Source organism: Duganella sp. S19_KUP01_CR8, assembly GCF_036688705.1.
Taxonomy (GTDB): Bacteria; Pseudomonadota; Gammaproteobacteria; order Burkholderiales; family Burkholderiaceae_D; genus Rugamonas.
On record NZ_JAQQPR010000029.1, the window covers coordinates 16,203 to 36,794 of the forward strand.

Annotated in this window: 22 protein-coding genes; 13 read left to right on the top strand and 9 right to left on the bottom strand. The window is 63.4% G+C overall.

All coding sequences use genetic code 11. From position 1 onward, the window contains the following. Positions 1 to 57: 57 nt before the first annotated feature. A complete protein-coding gene (locus V6M89_RS24360; protein ID WP_332855622.1) occupies positions 58 to 3,189 on the bottom strand; it encodes an EAL domain-containing protein in 3,132 nt (1,043 codons plus the stop codon). A gap of 174 nt (positions 3,190 to 3,363) precedes the next feature. On the opposite strand from V6M89_RS24360, the gene V6M89_RS24365 reads away from it, so the two are divergent. Next, a complete protein-coding gene (locus V6M89_RS24365) occupies positions 3,364 to 3,873 on the top strand; it encodes a DUF1993 domain-containing protein (RefSeq protein ID WP_020706036.1) in 510 nt (169 codons plus the stop codon). 63 nt (positions 3,874 to 3,936) lie between these two features. Here the strand turns inward: V6M89_RS24365 and V6M89_RS24370 are convergent, their stop codons facing one another. Both V6M89_RS24370 and V6M89_RS24375 read right to left on the bottom strand, forming a co-directional pair. Continuing rightward, a complete protein-coding gene (locus tag V6M89_RS24370; RefSeq protein ID WP_116989744.1) occupies positions 3,937 to 4,125 on the bottom strand; it encodes a DUF1289 domain-containing protein in 189 nt (62 codons plus the stop codon). Beyond that, complete coding sequence (locus V6M89_RS24375) at positions 4,125 to 4,682, bottom strand: DUF1415 domain-containing protein (RefSeq protein ID WP_332855623.1); 558 nt, start codon at positions 4,680 to 4,682, stop codon at positions 4,125 to 4,127. Before V6M89_RS24375 ends, V6M89_RS24370 begins: the two co-directional genes overlap by 1 nt. 226 nt (positions 4,683 to 4,908) lie before the next feature. Here V6M89_RS24375 and V6M89_RS24380 point away from each other — a divergent pair, with 226 nt between their 5' ends. Together V6M89_RS24380 and fabI are read left to right on the top strand one after the other, a co-directional pair. After that, the gene (locus tag V6M89_RS24380) at positions 4,909 to 6,309 is read left to right on the top strand and encodes a transglycosylase SLT domain-containing protein (protein ID WP_332855624.1); all 1,401 of its coding nucleotides are present in this window, start codon (positions 4,909 to 4,911) and stop codon (positions 6,307 to 6,309) included. A 197-nt stretch (positions 6,310 to 6,506) separates the two neighbouring features. Next, on the top strand, positions 6,507 to 7,298 hold the full coding sequence (gene fabI, locus V6M89_RS24385; RefSeq protein WP_332855625.1) for an enoyl-ACP reductase FabI: 792 nt from the start codon (positions 6,507 to 6,509) through the stop codon (positions 7,296 to 7,298). Between the two features lie 90 nt (positions 7,299 to 7,388). Here the strand turns inward: fabI and V6M89_RS24390 are convergent, their stop codons facing one another. Together V6M89_RS24390 and V6M89_RS24395 are read right to left on the bottom strand one after the other, a co-directional pair. Further along, the gene (locus tag V6M89_RS24390) at positions 7,389 to 8,045 is read right to left on the bottom strand and encodes a DUF642 domain-containing protein (RefSeq protein ID WP_332855626.1); all 657 of its coding nucleotides are present in this window, start codon (positions 8,043 to 8,045) and stop codon (positions 7,389 to 7,391) included. Between the two features lie 175 nt (positions 8,046 to 8,220). Then, entirely contained in the window at positions 8,221 to 9,027 is an 807-nt protein-coding gene (locus tag V6M89_RS24395; RefSeq protein WP_332855627.1) for a thioredoxin family protein, read from the bottom strand. Positions 9,028 to 9,395: 368 nt separating this feature from the next. On the opposite strand from V6M89_RS24395, the gene V6M89_RS24400 reads away from it, so the two are divergent. Then, on the top strand, positions 9,396 to 10,802 hold the full coding sequence (locus tag V6M89_RS24400) for a DEAD/DEAH box helicase (protein ID WP_332855628.1): 1,407 nt from the start codon (positions 9,396 to 9,398) through the stop codon (positions 10,800 to 10,802). A gap of 76 nt (positions 10,803 to 10,878) precedes the next feature. Here the strand turns inward: V6M89_RS24400 and V6M89_RS24405 are convergent, their stop codons facing one another. Continuing rightward, positions 10,879 to 11,778 (bottom strand): NmrA family NAD(P)-binding protein, encoded by a 900-nt coding sequence (locus V6M89_RS24405; protein WP_332855629.1) that lies wholly within the window; start codon positions 11,776 to 11,778, stop codon positions 10,879 to 10,881. A gap of 29 nt (positions 11,779 to 11,807) precedes the next feature. Between V6M89_RS24405 and V6M89_RS24410 the strand changes: the two genes are divergently transcribed. After that, positions 11,808 to 12,779: a LysR family transcriptional regulator gene (locus tag V6M89_RS24410; RefSeq protein WP_332855630.1), complete on the top strand. Its 972-nt coding sequence runs from the start codon at positions 11,808 to 11,810 to the stop codon at positions 12,777 to 12,779. Between the two features lie 11 nt (positions 12,780 to 12,790). On the opposite strand, the gene V6M89_RS24415 is transcribed toward V6M89_RS24410, so the two are convergent. Continuing rightward, positions 12,791 to 13,183, bottom strand: a complete 393-nt coding sequence (locus V6M89_RS24415) for a helix-turn-helix domain-containing protein (RefSeq protein ID WP_332855631.1) — start codon at positions 13,181 to 13,183, stop codon at positions 12,791 to 12,793. 73 nt (positions 13,184 to 13,256) lie between these two features. On the opposite strand from V6M89_RS24415, the gene V6M89_RS24420 reads away from it, so the two are divergent. Next, positions 13,257 to 14,066 carry a class I SAM-dependent methyltransferase gene (locus V6M89_RS24420; protein ID WP_332855632.1) on the top strand — a complete coding sequence of 270 codons (810 nt, stop codon included), beginning with the start codon at positions 13,257 to 13,259 and terminating at the stop codon, positions 14,064 to 14,066. 7 nt (positions 14,067 to 14,073) lie between these two features. Here the strand turns inward: V6M89_RS24420 and V6M89_RS24425 are convergent, their stop codons facing one another. Then, positions 14,074 to 15,150, bottom strand: a complete 1,077-nt coding sequence (locus tag V6M89_RS24425; protein ID WP_332855633.1) for a helix-turn-helix domain-containing protein — start codon at positions 15,148 to 15,150, stop codon at positions 14,074 to 14,076. A 167-nt stretch (positions 15,151 to 15,317) separates the two neighbouring features. Here V6M89_RS24425 and V6M89_RS24430 point away from each other — a divergent pair, with 167 nt between their 5' ends. Together V6M89_RS24430 and V6M89_RS24435 are read left to right on the top strand one after the other, a co-directional pair. Then, positions 15,318 to 16,121 (top strand): SDR family NAD(P)-dependent oxidoreductase, encoded by an 804-nt coding sequence (locus V6M89_RS24430; RefSeq protein WP_332855634.1) that lies wholly within the window; start codon positions 15,318 to 15,320, stop codon positions 16,119 to 16,121. After that, positions 16,118 to 16,411: a YciI family protein gene (locus V6M89_RS24435; RefSeq protein WP_332855635.1), complete on the top strand. Its 294-nt coding sequence runs from the start codon at positions 16,118 to 16,120 to the stop codon at positions 16,409 to 16,411. The genes V6M89_RS24430 and V6M89_RS24435 overlap by 4 nt, the downstream gene beginning before the upstream one ends. 55 nt (positions 16,412 to 16,466) lie before the next feature. On the opposite strand, the gene V6M89_RS24440 is transcribed toward V6M89_RS24435, so the two are convergent. Continuing rightward, entirely contained in the window at positions 16,467 to 16,631 is a 165-nt protein-coding gene (locus tag V6M89_RS24440) for a hypothetical protein (RefSeq protein ID WP_332855636.1), read from the bottom strand. Here V6M89_RS24440 and V6M89_RS24445 point away from each other — a divergent pair. The 5 genes from V6M89_RS24445 (at position 16,617) to V6M89_RS24465 (ending at position 20,546) form a co-directional block, all read left to right on the top strand. Further along, positions 16,617 to 18,035, top strand: a complete 1,419-nt coding sequence (locus V6M89_RS24445; protein ID WP_332855637.1) for a pepsin/retropepsin-like aspartic protease family protein — start codon at positions 16,617 to 16,619, stop codon at positions 18,033 to 18,035. The two genes, V6M89_RS24440 and V6M89_RS24445, sit on opposite strands and share 15 nt — an antisense overlap. Before the next feature lie 55 nt (positions 18,036 to 18,090). Then, complete coding sequence (locus tag V6M89_RS24450) at positions 18,091 to 18,642, top strand: RNA polymerase sigma factor (RefSeq protein ID WP_332855638.1); 552 nt, start codon at positions 18,091 to 18,093, stop codon at positions 18,640 to 18,642. A 23-nt stretch (positions 18,643 to 18,665) separates the two neighbouring features. After that, positions 18,666 to 18,983 carry a hypothetical protein gene (locus V6M89_RS24455; protein ID WP_332855639.1) on the top strand — a complete coding sequence of 106 codons (318 nt, stop codon included), beginning with the start codon at positions 18,666 to 18,668 and terminating at the stop codon, positions 18,981 to 18,983. Further along, complete coding sequence (locus tag V6M89_RS24460) at positions 18,976 to 20,241, top strand: MFS transporter (RefSeq protein WP_332855640.1); 1,266 nt, start codon at positions 18,976 to 18,978, stop codon at positions 20,239 to 20,241. Before V6M89_RS24455 ends, V6M89_RS24460 begins: the two co-directional genes overlap by 8 nt. Positions 20,242 to 20,354: 113 nt before the next feature. Further along, complete coding sequence (locus V6M89_RS24465; protein WP_332855641.1) at positions 20,355 to 20,546, top strand: hypothetical protein; 192 nt, start codon at positions 20,355 to 20,357, stop codon at positions 20,544 to 20,546. Positions 20,547 to 20,592: the final 46 nt, after the last annotated feature.

The window sequence follows — 20,592 nt, forward strand, 5'->3', positions numbered from 1 at the left end:
GCCTAAAATAAAACGCCTGCGGGTTTTTTTTAACGATGGCACTGGGGTGTCCCTTGTTTATGGTTGATGCCAGCGTGTCAGCAAGTCCTGCGCTGCCACCGGCTTGCTGTAGAAGTAGCCCTGCGCCAGACGGCAGCCGTGGCGCAGCAGGAAGGCCGCCTGTTCCTCGGTCTCCACGCCCTCCGCGATCACCGACAGGTTCATGCTCTTGCCCAGCTGGATAATCGCGATGGCGATCGCCTCGTCGTTGACGTCGGTCGAGATGTCCTTGATGAAGGAACGGTCGATCTTCAAGGTCTGCACCGGCAGCTGCTTCAGGTAGGCCAGCGACGAATAGCCGGTGCCGAAATCGTCGATCGCCAGGCCCACGCCGATCGAATGCAGGTCGTTGATGAAGACCATGGCGTCGCCGGTGTTCATGATCACAGACTCCGTCACCTCCAGCTGCAGGCGGTCCGGCGCCAGCCCGGTTTCGTGCAGGATGTCGGCCACCATGTTGACGATGCTGCCGCGCTCGAACTGCTTGGCCGACAGGTTGACCGCCATCTTCGGCACGTGCAGGCCGGCCTCCTGCCAGCGCATCATCTGGCGGCAGGCCTCTTCCAGCACCCACTTGCCCAGCTGGTTGATGAAGCCCGTATCCTCGGCCAGCGGGATGAAGCGGATCGGCGGGATCAGGCCCAGTTCCGGATGGTTCCAGCGCACCAGCGCCTCCACCCCGATCAGGCGGCCGGTATCGATTTCCACCTGCGGCTGATAGTTGAGGAAGATCTCGTCCTTCTCGATCGAGCGGCGCAGGAAGGTCTCCAGCCGCAGGCGCTCGACGCCCTCGCCCGTCATCGACGGCGTGTAGAAGCTGTAGCCGTTGCGGCCGCGCGCCTTGGCCTGGTACATCGCCACGTCGGCATTCCGTATCAGCATGTTCAGGTCGACCGCGTCCTCCGGGAACACGCTGATGCCGACGCTGCAGGTGACGAACAGCTCGTGGCCGGCCACCATGAACGGCTGCTCGAACATCTGCACCAGCTTCTCGGCGACCTGGCTGGCGCCGAACTGGTTCTCGATATTCTCCAGCAGCACGATAAATTCGTCGCCGCCCAGGCGCGCCAGCGTATCGCCCTCGCGCAGGCGCTCGTGCAGGGCCTTGGCGACCTGCTTGAGCAGCTCGTCGCCGATGTGGTGGCCCAGCGTGTCGTTGACGTTCTTGAAGCGATCCAGGTCGATGAACAGCAGCGCCAGCTGCTCGCCGTCGCGCGCGGCGCGCAGCAGGGCGTGCTGCAGGCGGTCGTGGAACAGCAGGCGGTTCGGCAGCGCGGTCAGCGGATCGTGGTGCGCCAGGTGGTCCAGCTTTTCCTGCGATTCCTTGGCCTTGGTGATGTCGCTGAACACGCCGACGTAGTGCGTGGCCTCGCCACGGGTGTCGCGCACCGCGCTCACCGTCAGCCATTCCAGATACAGCTCGCCGTTCTTGCGCCGGTTCCAGATCTCGCCGCGCCAGAAGCCTTTTTCCACCTGCTCCTGCCACATGGCGTCATAGAATTCCGCGTCGTGGCGGCCGGAGCGTGTCAGCGTGTGGTCGTGGCCCAGCGCCTCCTGCTCGGTGTAGCCGGTGATCTGCGTGAAGGCCGGATTGACCGCGACGATGGTGCCTTGGGCGTCGAGCACCACCACGCCGTCGGCGATGTGCTCGATCACGGTGGCGGACAGGCGCAGCTTCTCTTCCGCTTCCTTGCGCGCGGTGATGTCGGCATACACCCAGATGCTGCCCTCGTTGGCGCGCTTGTTGTCCAGCGCGTAGCCGCTGACCATGCACCAGAACAGGCTGCCGTCCTTGCGGCGGTAGTGGCGCTCTTCGTTGAAGTAGTCGCCTTCCGACAGCGACGGATACTGGCGCGCGCCGGCCGATTCGAAATCGAAGGAGTTGGGGAACACGATGGCGGTCGAGGCGCCGGTCATGGCGCCAGGCTCGTAGCCGAACAGCTCCTCGCAGCGGCGGTTGACCGAGACGATCTGGCGGTTACGCACGAACATCACGCCGAACATCACATTGTCCAGGATCGCGCTCTGCTCGGCCAGCAGCGCCTCGATGCGCATCTCGTTGTGCTTGCGCTGGCTGATGTCGGAGATGATGCCGTCCACCCAGGGCGCGTTGCCGTCGCCGTCGTGCGGCTGCGGCTGGCCGTTCTCGGCCACCCAGCGCTCGGTGCCGGCGGCGTCCAGGATGCGGTATTCGACCTCGTAGGGCTGGGCCCCGCGGATCGCCTCGGACACCGCGCGGCGCTGCTTCTTGCGGTCTTCCGGCGCGATCAGGTTGGTCCACGAATGGGTGGTGCTGCGCATGAACTGCGCGGCCGAGTAGCCGGAGATCTCCTCGATGGCGTCGGAGACGAAATCGATCGGGCCGTCGGGACGGAAGCGGAACACCGCGCCCGGCACCTGCGTGACGATGGTGCGGAAGCGCTCCTCGCGCTGGCCGATGTCCTCGAACAGGCGCTTGATCGCCACCCGCATCTGCTCCAACTGGCCGGCCAGGCGGCCCAGCTCGTCGTTGCCGACCAGGTCCAGCCGGGTTTCGAAATCGCCGTGCGACAGGCGGTCGGAGAAGCGCATCAGCTTGCGCAGCGGCTTGATCAGGCGGGAATTGAGGAACAGCACGATCAGCAGCAGCGACACCATCAGCTGCCCGGCCAGCACAAACACATAGGACAGCTGCTTCTCGCGCAGCTCCTGCTGGCTGCGGGCGTCGTCCATCTCGACCGTGATGCGGCCGATGCGCTCGCCGCGCACCAGGATCTCGCGCTCGGCGCGGAACACATTGCCGGTCGCCCGGCGCGGCGAATGCACGCTCATGAACTGGGTGTCGGCCTGGCCGACCACCTCCACCTGCAGCACCGACTGGTCGCGCATCACCGATTCGACCAGCGAATGGGCCGACTCGGCATTCATGTTCCACAGCGATTCCTGCATGCCCAGCGCCAGGATGTCGGCGTTGCGCTGCAGCGAATCCTTCAGCGTGGCGCGCGCCGACTGCTGCTCGTGCACGCCGATCAGCAGATAGCTGCCGATGATGGCAGGGATCACCAGGCCGCCAAACACCACCAGCAACAGCGCACCATAGATCGATAGACCGTACAGGGCGCTGAGCCGGGTACGCATCCGCTGGTAGAGGGTGCCCGTGGTGCTAGTCATGCACCGGTACGTTGTAGTGATAAGTTTGCATCATCTGTTTAAAATTGGTTAGTCGCGCAAACTTTAAGCTTACTAACTGGAATTATGCACGGAAATGCATCGAAAAGTCATGGGCCAAGCAAAAAACCCACAGGCAGGCTATCATCGCGGCTCAATTCAACAGAGGGCCTTGCCATGACCACTTTCTCCATGTATTCCGCCTCCATTCCCGTGTTCAAGCAAATTCTGAACAGCCTGCTGGTCATCCTCGACAAGGCTGAAACCCACGCCGCCGAGAAAAAGATCGAGCCTAACGCGCTGCTGCAGTTCCGCCTGTTCCCGGACATGCTGCCATTCACCCGCCAGATCCAGATCGCCTGCGACTTCTCGAAAGGCGCCGCAGCCCGCCTGGGCGGCCTGGAAGTGCCGTCGTACGAAGACACCGAAACCAGCTTCGCCGAACTGAAAGAGCGCATCGTCAAGACCCTGGCCTACATCGACAGCGTGCCGGCCAGCGCCATCGAAGGCAGCGAGACCCGCGAAATCACCACCGGCAGCGGCGAGAAGACCAAGCACTTCACCGGCCAGAGCTATCTGTTCCACTACGCGCTGCCGCACTTCTTCTTCCACGCCACCACGGCTTACGACATCCTGCGCCACAACGGCCTGGACATCGGCAAGAAGAACTTCATCGGCACTTATTAATACCCACCCCGGGCCACACCGGGGTCAGACCCCGTACGGGGTCTGACCCCATGCTTGCGGGGTTTACGTATTCCGGCGCGGGTAGCCCTGCGCCAGGATGCGCTGCCACACCAGCTCCTTCTGCTCGGCGTTCATCGACACCCAGTGCGCCACCTCGACCACCGACCTGCCGCAACCGCGGCAGATCTCGTCGAAGGTGGTCGAGCACACCGCCACGCAGGGCGTATCCGGCCGTACCGGCAGGTCGGCCATCATTTCACCTGCATCAGCTTGTCCCAGCCGTCATGGCCCAGGGCGCGCAGCGTCTCGATGTTCTTCTCGAAGATGTCGCCCGCTTCCGGGAAAGCCTCGACCGCGCGTTCCACGCTGTCCTCGCGCAGCAGGTGCAGCGTCGGGTACGGCGCGCGGTTGGTGTAATTCTCGATATCGTTCTTGTGGGTGTCGGCGAATTGGTAGTCCGGATGGAAGCTGGCCACCTGCAGGATGCCGTCCAGCTCCAGGTCTTCCAGCGCGGCGTCGGCCACGTCCAGGAACTCGTTGTAGTCTTCGAAGTCGGCCAGCACGTTCGGGTGGATGATCATGGTCGTGTCGACCTTTTCCGGCGAAGTCTCGGCCAGGTGTTCCAGCTCGTCTATCAGCGTTGCCAGCAATTCTTCCGGCGTGGCGGCCTCGCAGACCACGTAGCGGATCTGCTTTTTCACATGCACGGCCTTGGCAAACGGACACAGGTTCAGGCCGATCACGGCCTTCTCCATCCAGTTGACGGTCTCGGCGATGACGGCGTCGTGATCGATGGCGGGCTTACTCATAGTTCAATTCCTTGGTGACTGCTCAAAAGCAGAATTGTACGCACTCTTGGCGCGAACTCATACTTCAGCCATTTTGCAGCGATCTCCGGCTTATTTACATAGAATTATTGCTTAAAAGAATTAGTCATCGACCTGACATATTTCTTGACTCGCAAACCCGACCTTCGTACACTCCACGTTTATTCATAGTCCGCTCGATGTTGTTCGTCGATAACAATGGAAAACTATGCAAGCACGTATTTCTAAATCCGCCGCCTTGGCGACCCTGCTGGCCCTGATGGCGCCGACGATCAGCCAGGCCTACGATGAAGCCCCGGGCCTGCCGCCGGCGGCGTCCCTGCCGCTGTCCGCCCTGCCCAACGCCCTTCCCAAGTCGTCCGCTCCCCTCGATGTCTCCTCCCTGAAAGCCAACAAGCCGGCCAAAGCAGCCGAGGATGATGCTTTCCGCGAAAAAGACGTCTGGGGCCGCATCCGCAGCGGCTACGCCATTCCGGACATCAGCAACGAGCTGGTGGCCAAGCACGTCAACTGGTATGCCGCCCGTCCCGACTACATCGGTCGCACCACGGCGCGCGCCTCGCGCTACCTGTTCCACGTCGTCACCGAGCTGGAAAAGCGCGGCATGCCGACCGAACTGGCGCTGCTGCCCTTCATCGAATCCGCGTTCAACCCGCAAGCCCTGTCCAGCGCCAACGCCGCCGGCATGTGGCAGTTCGTGCCGGGCACCGGCCGCGACTACAACCTCAAGCAGGACGCCTTCAAGGACGAGCGCCGCGGCGTGTTGGCCTCGACCGACGCCGCACTGAGCTACCTGCAGCGGCTGTACGACATGTTCGGCGACTGGCAACTGGCGCTGGCCGCCTACAACTGGGGCGAAGGCTCGGTGCAGAAGGCCATCAAGCGCAACCAGGCCGCCGGCAAGCCGACCGACTTCGAAAGCCTGGCCGAGCTGATGCCGGCCGAAACCCGCAACTACGTGCCCAAGCTGCAGGCGGTGAAGAACATCATCGCCAATCCGGCCCAGTACGGCCTGAACCTGCCGGCCATCGACAACACGCCCTACTTCACCGCCGTCGACAAGACCAGCGACATCGACCTGACCATCGCCGCCCACCTGGCCGAGCTGTCGGTCGACGAGTTCAAGGCGCTGAACCCGCAGTTCAAGCGTCCGGTCATCACCGGCGACGAGCAGACCAAGATCCTGCTGCCCAAGGAAAACGCCGACAAGTTCCACCTTAACCTGGCGCAATGGGGCAAGGACCTGTCGACCTGGACCACGCACAAGATCACCACCGCCCGCGAAAGCATCGGCACGCTGGCCTCGCGCTTCCACACCACGCCGGAAGTGATACGCCAGGCCAACAACATCCCGCAGAAAAGCCTGTTGAAAGCCGGCTCCACCATCCTGGTGCCGAAGATTTCGACCTCGGCCAGCGTCGACATCTCGCCTGAAGTGGAACGCAACGCCACCGTCGCCTTCGAAGCCGAGCGCGAGCGCACCACCAGCAAGGCCGGCTACAAACTGGCCAAGGGCGGCAAGACCGCCAAGTCCAGCCCGGTGGCGCTGGTCAAGGCGCGCGTCTCGCGTGACGCCGTCAAGGGCAAACACCACAAAAACCGCGATTAAGCGAGGCCCGGCCCCGGTTTGAGCGCATGCCGCCGGGGCTGCGGCTGCGATCAAAGGTTGCAGTCGCGGCCTACTCGCCCTACAATCTTGGTCTTGCAGCGGCCGGCAACGCGCCTCTCACACACACACAACCCCACTGACGTCGCCAGCCAGCCCACCAGGGCAAGCCACGGCGCGCAGTTGCAATCGGAGTCACTATGGCGTTCTTGCAAGGCAAAAAAATCCTCATCACTGGTTTGCTGTCGAACCGTTCCATCGCTTACGGTATCGCCAAGGCCTGCCATCGCGAAGGCGCCGAACTGGCGTTCACCTACGTCGGCGAACGCTTCAAGGACCGCATCACCGAATTCGCCGCCGAATTCGACAGCAAGCTGGTCTACGACTGCGACGTCGGCAGCGACGAGCAGATCGCCGCCCTGTTCGCCGACCTGGGCCAGAGCTGGTCGCAGCTGGACGGCCTGGTGCACGCGATCGGCTTCGCGCCGCGCGAAGCGATCGCCGGCGAGTTCCTGGACGGCCTGACCCGCGAGAACTTCCGCATCGCCCACGACATCTCGGCCTACAGCTTCCCGGCCATGGCCAAGGCCGCGCTGCCGCTGCTGAAGGAAGGCTCGTCGCTGCTGACCTTGTCGTACCTGGGTGCGGTGCGCGCCATCCCTTACTACAACACCATGGGCCTGGCCAAGGCATCGCTGGAAGCGTCGGTACGCTACCTGGCGGAAAACCTGGGCAAGCTGGGCATCCGCGCCAACGGCATCTCGGCCGGCCCGATCAAGACCCTGGCCGCGTCCGGCATCAAGGACTTCGGCAAGCTGCTGGGCTTTGCCTCGTCGCACGCGCCGCTGCGCCGCAACGTCACCATCGAAGAAGTGGGCAACACCGCCGCCTTCATGCTGTCCGACCTGGCATCCGGCATCACCGGCGAGATCACCTACGTCGACGGCGGCTTCTCGCACGTCATGGGCCTGAACGCGGAAGACTACACCTAAGCCGCGTCCCACTACCCCCAAGCAAAACGCCCTGCATGCAGGGCGTTTTTCATTCGGGGGTCCAAATGTCAAACTTGACCCCCGTGATTTTCAGCTGCGGCGGCGACGCAGCCAGGCGGCCATGCCCAGCAGGCCGGCGCCCAGCATCAGCGCCGACGATGGCTCCGGTACCGCAGCCGTTACGCTGACATTGTCCAGGCCGATGTACCACACGGCCTGGCCGCCGGCGAACGAGACGTCGGTGGTCGCGCTGCTGGCCACGAAGGACATCGTCACATGGTCCCAGGAGCTGGGCAGGTTGGAGGTCGAGGTCCAGACCTGCTGGCCCACCACATTGCCGGCCGTGACGAACAGGCTGTCGTTGCTGCCGAAGTTGTAGTTGCTCGAATTGCCGATGTCGAAGCTCAGCGTATAGGACGCGCCCGCCGTGGTGGCGATGGTCTGCTTGACGCCGCCGCCGGTGGCGCTCTGGTCGTGCCAGCCGGTCAGGTCGAGGAAGTTATTGCCCTGCGACGCGTTGATCGAATACGGATTGCCCAGGCCGATCCAGGCGATGTCATTGCCGCCGATGACGGTCCAGCCAGCCAACGTAGCGCCGTCGCCGCTCAGCAGCTGCTGCGCCCCAGGATCGCTGTGGTTGACGACGATGGCGCCGGCTTCAAAGCTGCCGTTGGTGATCAGCTCGGCCGCACCAGCGTGCGCGGTCAGCGCCAGCGCAGCGGCCAGCAAGGTCGATTTCAGTTTCATGATTTTCCCCTGAGATGATTGGTTACGTTGCGGCCCGCAACTGCCAGGCGACTTCCAACCTGAACAGTATAAATTGCAATTTACACATCATCAAGTGTTGCATGCGAATTGTGCAGCCGCACGCACACTGTCATTTTGCAAGCCGGGCGCGACTAATTCGACCAGTCATACACACTCACGGCAAATCCTTCAGGCCGGCGGCGATCTTGTCGCAATCGGCCATCGCCGGCGCTTCTTGCATGGACAGGCCCAGCTTGCCCGTATGCCAGGCTTGCATCGCCTTTTGCTCCTCGTCCACCAGCCTGCTCATGACGGCCGCATCGGCGCGGCTGGTGCGCGCCAGCATCAGCGTGGCGCCCTGGTTCAGGCCCGCCTGACGCGCGCCGCTCCAGGCCTGCAAGGCATCCTGATAGGTCTTGGCGTGTTCGGTGTAGCGGCTGGCGCACATGCCGGTGACCAGCTTCAGGGCGTCCCGCCGTATCATCTGCCGCAAGGCGCCCTGCTCGGCGGCACTGAGCGGCGCTGACGGCGTTTCCGGCGCGGCGGCGGCCGGCTCGACGGCCACACGGTTGGCGGGCGGATCGGCGATCACCTCGTCGACCTTGGCCAGGAAAGCCTGCACGCCCGCCGGCCGGCCACTCACATCGCCCAGCAGCTTGCCCTTGTTGAACACATACTGCATCGGCACGCCATACACCGGCATCAGCTTGCCGAAATCGGGGATCTGGCGCCACGGCGACCACTGCACGCGCACGTAGGCCAGCGCCGGCCGGTGTGGCGCGGCGGCGGCCTGGTCGAAAATCTTGTCGGCGCCCTTGCAGTAGCCGCAGCCCGGATCGGGCGAGGTCAGCTGCACCACCACATACTCATGGCCGGCGACGTACGCCGCCAGTTGATCCGGCTTCAACTCCTCCACCGGCGCCGCCGCAGCCTGCGCCGCCGCGCACATGAGCGCCATCCATCCCCATCGAATTTGCATCATCCGCTCCACTCAAATACACAAAGTTATCACGAAAGTAACTGCGGCACTGCACAATAGACTGGGATTGACCTATACAGACCAGGGTAACTGCTGTATAGTGTCGCCTGTGCGCTGCAGTGAGCGCGCTGCAACAAGAGCAGCGCCGATTGATCAGCCAGGTATTACTAGCAGCTTCGCAAGCCTTAGCGCATCACCCTGATGTCGCTATTAAAGCCCTCCCGCCTTTGGTGTCGCACCTGACACCGTCCCGGCGCAAAGCTTTTGTGCCGAAATTTCTTTCGATTTTGATTGAGTCATTTCGTTTTGGTAGGCGTAGCTATTTCGCGTTCGGCTTTTGCACGAACGCCGGTTTTTTACGAAAGAACAGCATGACATTTGAAGCACTTGGTCTCAACACGTCCCTCATTAAAGCCCTGACCGACGCCGGCTACACCGCGCCGACTCCAGTACAGCAGCAGGCTATCCCTGCCGCTATCGCAGGCAAGGACTTGTTGGTTTCCTCGCAAACCGGTTCCGGCAAGACTGCAGCGTTCATGCTGCCGTCGCTGCACCGTTTGTCCGAGATCGACCCGGCAGCTGCCGGCAAGACTCCGAATCAAGAAATGCAAGCCGCCCGTGCCCGTGGCGAGCGCCCACGTTTTAAAGCTGCACAGCCAAAAATGCTGGTGTTGACCCCAACCCGCGAACTGGCCCTGCAAGTCACCTCCAATACCGACAAGTACAGCGTCAACCTGCGTCGTCTGAAAGCCGTGTCGATCCTGGGCGGTATGCCTTACCCAAAACAGATGCAACTGCTGGCCAAGAATCCTGAGATTCTGGTGGCAACCCCAGGCCGTCTGATCGACCACATGGAATCGGGCAAGATCGACTTCTCGCAACTGGAAATCCTGGTGCTGGACGAAGCCGACCGTATGCTGGACATGGGCTTCATCGACGACATCGAAAAAATCGTCGAAGCGACTCCATCGACCCGCCAGACCATGCTGTTCTCGGCCACGCTGGACGGCGTCGTCGGCAACATGGCGCGCCGCATCACCAAGGATCCGCAAGTGATCCAGATCCTGAGCGCCGCCAACAAGCACGAAAACATCACCCAGCGCGTTCACTTCGTCGACGACCTGTCGCACAAGAATCGCCTGCTGGACCACCTGCTGCGCGACGACTCGCTGGACCAGGCCGTGGTCTTCACCGCCACCAAGCGTGACGCCGACACCATCGCCGACCGTCTGAACATCGCCGGTTTCTCGGCCGCCGCACTGCATGGCGACATGCACCAGGGCGCCCGTAACCGCACACTGGACAGCCTGCGCCGCGGCCAGGTCAAGATCCTGATCGCCACCGACGTTGCCGCTCGCGGTATCGACGTGCCGACCATCACCCACGTGTTCAACTACGACCTGCCGAAGTTCCCGGAAGACTACGTCCACCGCATCGGCCGTACCGGCCGTGCTGGCCGCAATGGCCTGGCGATCTCGCTGGTGAACCACGCTGAAGGCATGAACGTCAAGCGTATCGAACGCTTCACCAAGCAGCTGATTCCGGTCAACGTCATCGAAGGCTACGAGCCTAAGAAGACTGCTTCGGCAGCCCGTTCGTCCCCGCGTCCAGGCGGCTGGAAACCAGGCGACAACCGTGGCGGCGCCAAGCCATCCGGCCAGCGCACCTTCAGCAAGCCAGGTGCACCGCGCAAAGAAGGCAGCACCACCGGCGGCGGCTACAAGGGCAGCAACCCACGCAGCACCGACGGCGCACGCCGCAGCTACGGCGACCGTTAATCGGTAGTCCGCTGAATTAAAAAGCCCCCGTTGGCCTGATCGCGATCAGTGCCAACGGGGGCTTTTTGCATTGGGCTTATCGCTGGCGCTGTGCCAGTTCGGCGACGACTTGTTCAAGCTTCGTCGTTCCCGCCCATTCGACCACGTTCGGATCGCTCTTGATGTCGATATGCGGGCCATTGAGGCCACAGGTCATTTCGGTGAAGCCAGCCAGGGCAGCCCTTGAGAAATCGGCGTCCGCCAGCGCGTTGGGCCACTCTGCTTCCGGCAGGACCGCCACCTCGACAGGCTTGCGGAGCGCGGCTGAAATAATGGCGGCGACATCACTTGGGGCGTAGTCCTGCGGCCCCGAGAGCGTGACGACGCGGTTCTCCATCCTTTCTTCCTGCAGCAACGCTGCTGCGGCGCCGCCGACATCGACAGTCGCCACCATCGGGATGGCGCGCTGTGATGGCGCCAGGAACGTCGGCAGCGTGCCGCTGCGCATCGCATACCCGACCAGCGGCGCCCAGTTCTCCATGAAATAAGCCGCGCGCAGGAAGGTAGTGGGTACGCCGGTTTCGCCCAGGCGCTGTTCGAACATGCGGTTCATCCCTATCCATCCGGTTCCGCTTTCACGGTCGGCGCCCACCGAGGACAGCGCCACCAGTCTTGGCACATCCGCCGCCAGCGCAGCGCGCGCCGTGATATCGGCAATCAACCCTGCCCTCTCGAACAGGTCTTCGCGGTGGTAGTGCTGCGGACTGACGACATAGGCACCCTGGACCTGACTGAGCGCCTTGGTCATCGAGGCCAGGTCGGTCAGGTCGGCCACGGCAACTTCTGCGCCGCGTTCGGCCCATGGCCGGCCTTGGGCCGGATCGCGCACCACAACGCGCACCGGCTGGCCGGAGCACAACAGCGCATCGGCGGCGGCGGCGCCGGTACGGCCGGTCACGCCGAACACAAGGTAAGGAAGGGGGAAGGAAGCAGTCATACGGAAATCTCCTATTCAGATGAACCCGAATGGTGCATGATGGCTCGACATTCACCAATGACATGGAAGTCATAGCCAATATGCACCAAGTGGATTTATCGACGCTCGACCTCAACCTGTTAAAACTGTTCGAAGCGCTGGTTCGGGAGCGTAGCGTCACCCAGGCGGGCCTGCGCCTGGGACTGAGCCAACCGGCCGCCAGCCGCGCGCTGGCGCGGCTGCGCACGATGCTGGGTGACCGCCTGGTGGTGCGCGGCAAGCTCGGCCTGGAACTGACGCCGCGCGGCGAAGCGCTGGCAGGTCCCGTGACCAAGTTGCTGGACGATGCCAGGGGCATCATCTCGCCTGCCGTCTTCGATCCCGCCTCGGCAACGGGACGCATCACGATCGCCGCTCACGATCATTTGAGCCTGATGGTCCTTGCTGGGTTGATGGCCCGCTTCGAACGCCACGCGCCCGCGCTCAGTCTGCACATCGCCCAGCCTGTCGGGGACAACGTGCGGCTGATCGAGCAAGGGGGCGCAGATCTGGCATTGGGCATATTCAAGGCGCTGCCCGGCAGTTTCCATCGGCGCGGCCTATACGCCGATAATCTGGTGTGCGTGGCGCGCTCCGATCATCCCGGTCTGGCGGACGGACTCAGTCTGAAGCGTTATGTGGGCCTACGTCACATTGCCGTGACCATTTCCGGCGTGGGCGAGAGCGCGGTCGACGTGGCGCTGTCGGCACTGGGGCTCACCCGCCACGTCGCGCTGCGGGTTCCCCACTTTCTTGCGGGTGCGATGCTGGTGGCGGACAGCGACATGATACTCACGCTGCCTGGCCGTCTGGCGCGCCTGCTGGCGAAAACGCTGCCGCTAGCGCTGCTGGATCTGCCGCTACAAGTGGAGCCCCTGTCGCCAGCCATGATCTGGCACGAACGCTTCCACCGCGACCCTGCCCATGTCTGGGTCAGGCAACAGCTGGTCGACGTCGTCGCGTCGTTCAACACGGTCGCGTAACTGCACGCTCCCTACTTCCTGGCCGTGATCCGCAAGATCCGGCGGAAGGTGGGGCATTCCATGTGGCTGGCGGCCTTGCACACGGCCGCATGCCGCAGGCCGTCGCGCATGGTGGTGAGTTTCTTGATGGTGCGGTCCAGCTCGTCCGCCTTGGCGGTCAGCAGGTGGCGGTCGATGCGCAGGTCGCCGTCGGCGCCGAACATGCCAGCGATCTCGTCGAGCGTAAAGCCGGAGGCGCGCCCCAGCGCGATCAGCGCCAGGCGCTCCACCACGCCCGCGTCGAACAGGCGGCGCAAGCCGCGCCTGCCGATCGGGGCGATCAATCCCTTTTCCTCGTAAAATCGCAGCGTGGATGCCGGCATGCCCGATATCCGCGCCACTTCGGCTATGTCCAGACTCGCCATCGCTTGACCTCAAGTTGACTTGAAGTGGCACAGTAGCACTTTCACTTTTTGAAAACAAGCGAGAGGACAGATCATGGATGCATCACTATGGAACGGCGTGGCCGGTAACACCTGGGTCGCCGCGCAGGACATGCTCGACCGGATGTACCAGCCCATCGAGGACTTGATCGTCGATGCGATCCCCGCCGAAGCGCGCCGGGTACTGGACGTCGGCTGCGGCACCGGCAGCATCGTCCACGCCATCGCGCGCCGGCTCGGCCCGGACGGCCACTGCACCGGCATCGACGTCTCCGCGCCGATGCTGGCCGCCGCCGCAGCCAGGGGCCAGCAAGCCAACATCAGCTACATCCTCGACGACGCGCAACAGCACGTCTTCGATTCCGCCACCTTCGACGCCATCGTCTCCCGCTTCGGCCTGATGTTCTTCGACGATCCCGTGGCCGCCTTCGGCAACCTGCGGCAGGCGGCGCGCGATCAAGCCACCTTGCACGCCATCGTCTGGCGCAGTCCCGAGGAAAATCCCTTCATGACCGCCGCCGAACGCAGCGCGGCCCACCTGCTGCCCAACCTGCCACGCCGCCAATCCGACGAGCCCGGCCAGTTCGGCCTGGCCAACCGGCAGCGCCTGCACGGCATCCTCGAACAAAGCGGCTGGCGCGATATCGACATCCAGCCGCTGGACGTGGTGTGCAGCTTCCCCGAAAACCGGCTATACCAATACCTGACCCAGCTCGGTCCGGTCGGCCGCGCGCTGCAAACGGCGGACGAGCACACCCGCCAGCAAGTGGCGCAAGCCGTGCGCGCCGGTTTCGAGCCTTACGTGCATGGCGACCAGGTCCGTTTCACTGCGGCGCTGTGGAGCGTCAGCGCCAGCGCGGGCTGAGCACCACCTACGGCGGCACGCCGTGAGCGCGGACCGTCATTTCGGACCGCACGACATGCGGCGTTTTCCCAGTCCATCCCTGGAATGCCCTGGCAAAGGAATTGGCGTCCTCAAATCCCAGCAAGAAGGAAATCTCCGCGCTCGACATCGCCGTGTTGCGCAGGTAGTGATGTGCCAGCGAATCGCGCAAGGTGTCCAGCGTCTGCTGGAACGTCGTGCCCTCGTCTTGCAGCCTGCGTTGCAGCGTCCGGCTGCTGACCGCGAGTTTCCGGCACACCGCCTGCATGGAAACCTCGCCCGCCGGCAGGGCCTCAAGCAACGTGCCGCGCACCCGCTCGACCATGCCGGCCGTCCGCTCCAGATCGGCAAGCCGCTGACGCAACGACGGCTCGAAGAACAGCCACATCTTGTGGTTCTCGGTCAGGAAAGGACGCTCCATATCCTCGGCGGCAAACACCAGCGTCGCCAACGGCGCGTCGGTCACGGCAACGCCAAAGTAAGACTGGTAGCGCGCTCCATCCGTGTCGACGCCCGGCATGGCCGGCCAGCCTACCCGCAACGGTCGCACATGGCTGCGTGTCGCCAACCGCGCCAGTTGCACAAAGAACACCAGCTTGAACGCCAGGAACACACTGGGTGCCGGCATGGCGCGGTCCAGGAAATCGATGGAGACGGTGGCATGCAGCGCCGTGCGCTCGATCCGGATTGCCATCGGCGCGATCAGCTTCACATACTTGGCCAGCCGCCCAAGCGCGCTGCCCAGGTTGGCGCTGCACAGCGCGGCGAACAACTCCGGGTCGAACCAGTCGGAAGACATCACCTGGGCGATACGCAGGGGTGCCGGCAAGTCAGGATCCAACGACACAGCCTCCGCCTCGATAGCCGTCCACAGCTTGAAGAAATCTACCGAATCCAGCCGAACATTCTGGCGTGCGAACAAGTCTCCCGGCAACTGCGCGCGGCTCAACACCGGCAAGGTCGCCAGGCCGGCATCCTGCATCAGCAAGCGCCAGCCCGGCCATACCGCATAGTCCAACATCGCGCCGCGCCGGCCCGGCGGAGCAGCATTGTTTTTGATATCCATCGCCCCAGTCTATTACGCCGATCGCGCCACAGCAATAGCGGATCGCGCCAACCCGCGCCCCCTCATCTTGGCGCGTTTCGCAGTCAGGTTGGCGCCTTCCGCGAGTGACTATCCAACGCCACGCAGGCACAGTACAACCCATGCCACTTTTTGGGAAAACCATCGAAATGAATAAGACAATCTTAATCACGGGCGCATCGTCGGGTTTCGGACTGATGCTTGCTCATCACCTTCACCAGCAAGGCCACAAGGTAATCGGCACCAGCCGCGAACCAGAAAAGCACGCGGGCCAACTGCCGTTCAAATTGCTGCGACTGGATATCGATGACGAGCTATCCATCCAATCATTTGCCACGACCTTGTTTCAACACGTCAAACAGCTGGATGTTCTGGTCAACAACGCGGGCTATATGGTCACCGGTCTGGCGGAAGAAACGCCGCTCGAACTGGGCCGGCATCAGTTTGAAACCAACTTCTGGGGCACGGTGAAGGTCACGAACGCCCTGCTGCCCTACTTCCGGGCGCAAAAACAAGGGAAAATCATCACCGTCAGTTCCATCGTCGGCCTGATCGGACCGCCTAACCTGTCCTTCTACACCGCGTCCAAGCACGCGGTCCAAGGCTACTTCAAGTCACTGCGATTCGAGCTGAACCAGTTCAACATCAAGGTCAGCATGGTGGAGCCGGTTTGGTTCAAGACCAATCTTGGCCACAATGCTGTCTCCGCGGGCAAAGGCGGCATCGCCGACTACGACAGTTACCGCAGGCAGGCCAACGCCGCCACCCAAAAAGGTCTGGACGAAGCGCAGGCTCCCGACGCGGTGGTCCACACCATCACCCGGCTGATCGGCGCCAAGGAGCCCAGGTTCAGCAATCCAGTGGGGAAAATGACCGGCATGATACTTTTCCTGCAAAGCTATGCACCCAAGATGTTCGAAGGCTCGATCCTGAAAAGCGTGGCGACGGCATGAAGTACTACCTGTGCAAATTTATTCCACCGCGCGCGAACTTCCTGACGACGATGTCCGCCGATGAACAGCAATGGATGAAGCAACACGGCGCCTACTTGAACCAGCTTCTGGCCCAGGGCGTCATCGTGGCCCACGGCCCCGTGCTGGATCCGTCGGGCGCCTATGGCGTGGCGCTATATCAGATCGCCGACGAAGATGATATCGCCGCGCTGACAGCGACAGATCCCATCGTAAAGAATGGTGTCGGACACTACGAGCACCATCCGATGCCGCATCTGACATCAAAGTAAGGGGCTGCACTTTTGCGGCGCGCGCCTTTCCTGTATAACATGCCTTCAGGCCTTATCAGGAGTAGCAGTGCGTGCCTTTCCCCATCGTCACCTCGCCGCCGGCATCTGCCTGGCCGCCGCCGTCCACTGATGCGCAGCGGCGCAGACGGCGGCCGCGCTGCTGGACCAGGCCCGCAGCGCGGTCGGCGGCGACGCCTGGCTGGCCGTGCGGACGCAGCACACGGACTTCGTCCGCAGCTACGCCGATCACGACGAGGCCGGCAACAGCGATATCGATTATGCAAGCGGCCGCTACGCGCAGCGCATTCCCTCCTCCGCCATCGCCCGGCTGACGTCGCGCTCCGACGGCAGCAGCTTCTGGCGCCAGCGCCTGGGCCGGCTGGAAAAGCTGGAAGGCGCGGCCGCCGATCCGGCGCAGCACCTGGGCCGCCAGTCCTACGCCTGGTGGTTCGCGCGCGGCAAGGAGCAACAGTTGCAGCTGCTGGCGCCGCGCCACCACAACGGCATCGCCTACGACGTGGTGCACATCGTGCTGGCGGACGGCAGCGCCTTCGACTACTGGATCAACCCGGCCACGCACCGCGTCGAGCGCCGCCAGGAGCTGGTCGACGGCAGGACCCGCACCGTCGACTACCGCGACTTCCGCCGCGTCGGCAACGTCACCCTGCCCTACGAGGAACGCGAGCGCGACGCCGACGACAGCAAGGACCTGGAAGTGCTGCGCATCGCCGCCATCGTGCTGAACCGCCCCGCCGCGCAGATGGATTTCTCGCTGCCGCCGCCGGCAGCCATGCAAGGCTTTACCTCCACGCGGGCGGCGGTGACGGTGCCGTTCGAGCACTGCCACGGCCACATCTGCATCATGCTCAGCCTGAACGGACAAGGGCCGTTCCGCTTCGTGCTCGACACCGGCGCCCGCAACGTCATGAGCGACAAGCTCTACAAGCTGCTGCAACTGCCGGCCGAAGGGCGCGGCACCCTGTCCGGCGTGGGCGAGCATGCCGAGCGCGGCGCGCTGACCACGGTGCGGCAAATCGCCCTCGGCGGCCTGACGCTGGCGCACCAGCCCTTCTTCACCAGCCCCACGCTGGACGAGCTGCCGATCGACGGCGCCATCGGCTACGAATGGCTGTGGAGCACGCCCACCTTGATCGACTACGCCCAGCAGCAGCTGACCTTCTACGACCCGGCCACTTTTGTCTACCAGGGCGCCGGCAGCGCCATCCCCTTCTCCTTCCGCGACAAGACGCCGCAGATCGAAGGCGTGCTGGACGGCCTGCCCGGCCAGTTCACCATCGACACCGGCAGCGACGACACGCTCACCCTCGGCAAGTCCTTCGTCGACCGCTTCGGCCTGATCGACAAATACCAGGCCGGCGGAGAGTTGCGCGTCAGCCGCGGCATCGGCGGCCATGCACGCACGCTGGCCACGCGCGGCAAGCTGTTCGAAATCGGCGGCGTGCGCATCGCCAACCCGGCGCTGGAGCTGTCGCGCCAGCCGCAGGGCGCGCTCGGCGCCGACCTGGCCGGCAACATCAGCAACGGCATCCTGCAACAGTTCAGCGTGCTGTTCGACTACCAGCGCGGCAAGGTCTACATGACACCGAATAAAATAGTCGATTGATCATAAAAATTGCAAATCGCCACAATATGCTCAGTCGTGAGCCGTCTACAACGCCATGACACCACCGAATTCAACCACCGAACAGGATATCGCTGCCACCGTACTGCGGGAGCGGTCGCGTCTCGGGAGTTTTATCCGGCGCCGCGTCAGCGATCCCACCGATGCGGACGACATCCTGCAGGATGTCTTCTACGAATTCGTCCAGGCCTACCGCCTGCCGGAGCCGATCGAGCAAGTCAGCGCCTGGCTGTTCCGGGTGGCGCGCAACCGCATCATCGACCGCTTCCGCAAGAAGAAGGAAGTACGGCTCGACGACATGGCCGGCGAGGATGGCGAAGACTGCCGCCTCGACCTGCTGCTGCCGTCGGCCGACGGCAGTCCGGAAGACGCCTACGCGCGCTCCGTGCTGCTGGAGGAACTGCAAACGGCGCTGGAAGAATTGCCGGCCAACCAGCGCGAAGTGTTCATCGCGCACGAACTGGACGGCGCCAGCTTCAAAGAAATGGCCGCGCAAAGCGGCTTGTCCATCAACACCCTGTTGGCCCGCAAGCGCTACGCCGTCCTGTATCTGCGCACGCGCTTGCAAACCCTGTACGACAACGAATGAAATGAAAGAAAGGAGTGACTGAAATGAAAAGGAAACTGCTGTTCCTGCCGCTGATCCTCGTGGGGGTGGCCGCGCTGGCCTGGGTGGTGATGATGTTATGGAACTGGGTCATGCCCGGCGTGTTCGCCGGCAGCCTGCAACTCGACTACTGGCGCGCGCTCGGCCTGCTGGTACTATGCCGCATCCTGTTCGGCGGCTTCCGCGGACGCCACGGCGGCCACGGCCACTACGGCCGCGAACGCTGGCAGCGCTGGCAGGCGATGACGCCCGAAGAGCGCGCCCAATTCCACAAAGACCGCGGCGCCTACTGCCGCCCCAACAAAGAATCAATCCATGACTAAACCCGCACCGGCTAAACCCGTAGCTACGCCGTTCACCGGCTATCAGAAAACCGTGGTGGCGATGCTGGCCTTCCTGCAGTTCGCCGTCATCCTCGATTTCATGCTGATGTCGCCGCTCGGCGCGGTGATCATGCCGGCCCTGAACATCAGCCCCCGGCAGTTCGGCCTGGTGGTGTCGGCCTATGCCTTCAGCGCCGGCGCGTCCGGCCTGCTGACGGCCGGTTTCGCCGACCGCTTCGACCGCAAGAAGCTGCTGCTGTTCTTCTACAGCGGCTTCATCCTCGGCACCCTGTGGTGCGGCCTGGCGCAAAGCTATGAATCGCTGCTGGCCGCGCGCATCGTCACCGGCCTGTTCGGCGGCGTGATCGGCTCCATCGTGCTGGCCATCGCCAGCGACCTGTTCCTGCCGCAACAGCGCGGCCGCGTCATGGGCTTCATCCAGACCGCGTTTGCCGCCAGCCAGGTGCTGGGCATCCCGGCCGGCATCTATCTGTCGAGCCACTGGAACTGGCACATCCCCTTCGTCGCCATGGCCGCCTTCGGCCTGGCCGGCGGCCTGCTGGTGGCGTGGCAGCTGCAACCGGTCAACGCCCACCTCGGCAAGCCGCAGGAGCACAGCGCCTGGATGCACCTGTTCCACACCGTCACCGAGCGGCGCTACCTGCTGGCCTTCGCCACCACCGCGCTGCTGACCACCGGCGGCTTCATGCTGATGCCGTTCAGCAGCGCCTACATCGTCAACAACCTGGGCATCGACCTGTTCCACCTGCCGACGGTCTACCTGGTCACCGGCCTGTGCACCATCTTCATCGGCCCGATGATCGGCAAGCTGGCGGACGCGGTCGGCAAGTTCCGCGTGTTCATGTTCGGCACCACGGTGACCATCACCATGGTGCTGATCTATACCCACCTGGGCCCGACCTCGCTGCCCGTGTTCATCGTCATCAACACCGTGCTGTTCATCGGCATCTTCTCGCGGATGATACCGTTCCAGGCCATGATGGCGGGCGTGCCGGCGCAGACCCAGCGCGGCTCGTTCAACGCCATCAGCGCCTCGATCCAGCAACTGTCGGGCGGGGTGGCGTCGGTGCTGGCCGGCCATATCGTCACCCAGGCCGCGTCCGGCAAGCTGGAACATTTCGATGTGGTGGGTTTCGTCGTGGTCGGCACCTCGCTGATCGGCCTGGCCTTGCTGTGGCGGTTGAACCGCAACACGACGGCGGCGGCCATGCCGCAGGCCGCCGCCATGACAAAATAGCCCCAAATCTTAAAATACCTCAACATAGTTGCCACACAGAACTATTTTGAGCATATAATTGCGCTGAGACATCATCCCAACCAACCTGGAACCATTCGAAAGGGAATCAGCGCATGAACGCAAGGAATATGGACGCAGCCTGCTTACGCGCACTGCGCCGTCGCGGCCACTCGGACGCGAGCATCACCGCCATGAGTCCGGAAGAGGCATTTTGTGAATACTGTGCGTATCACGGCATCATGAACCTGCTGCCGACGACCTTGCAGATGCTGGACCGATTGCGCGGCGAACCGCAGCCGCAATAAAAACCACACCCCGGTCACAGACGGCCCGGTCGATTATTCGGCCGGG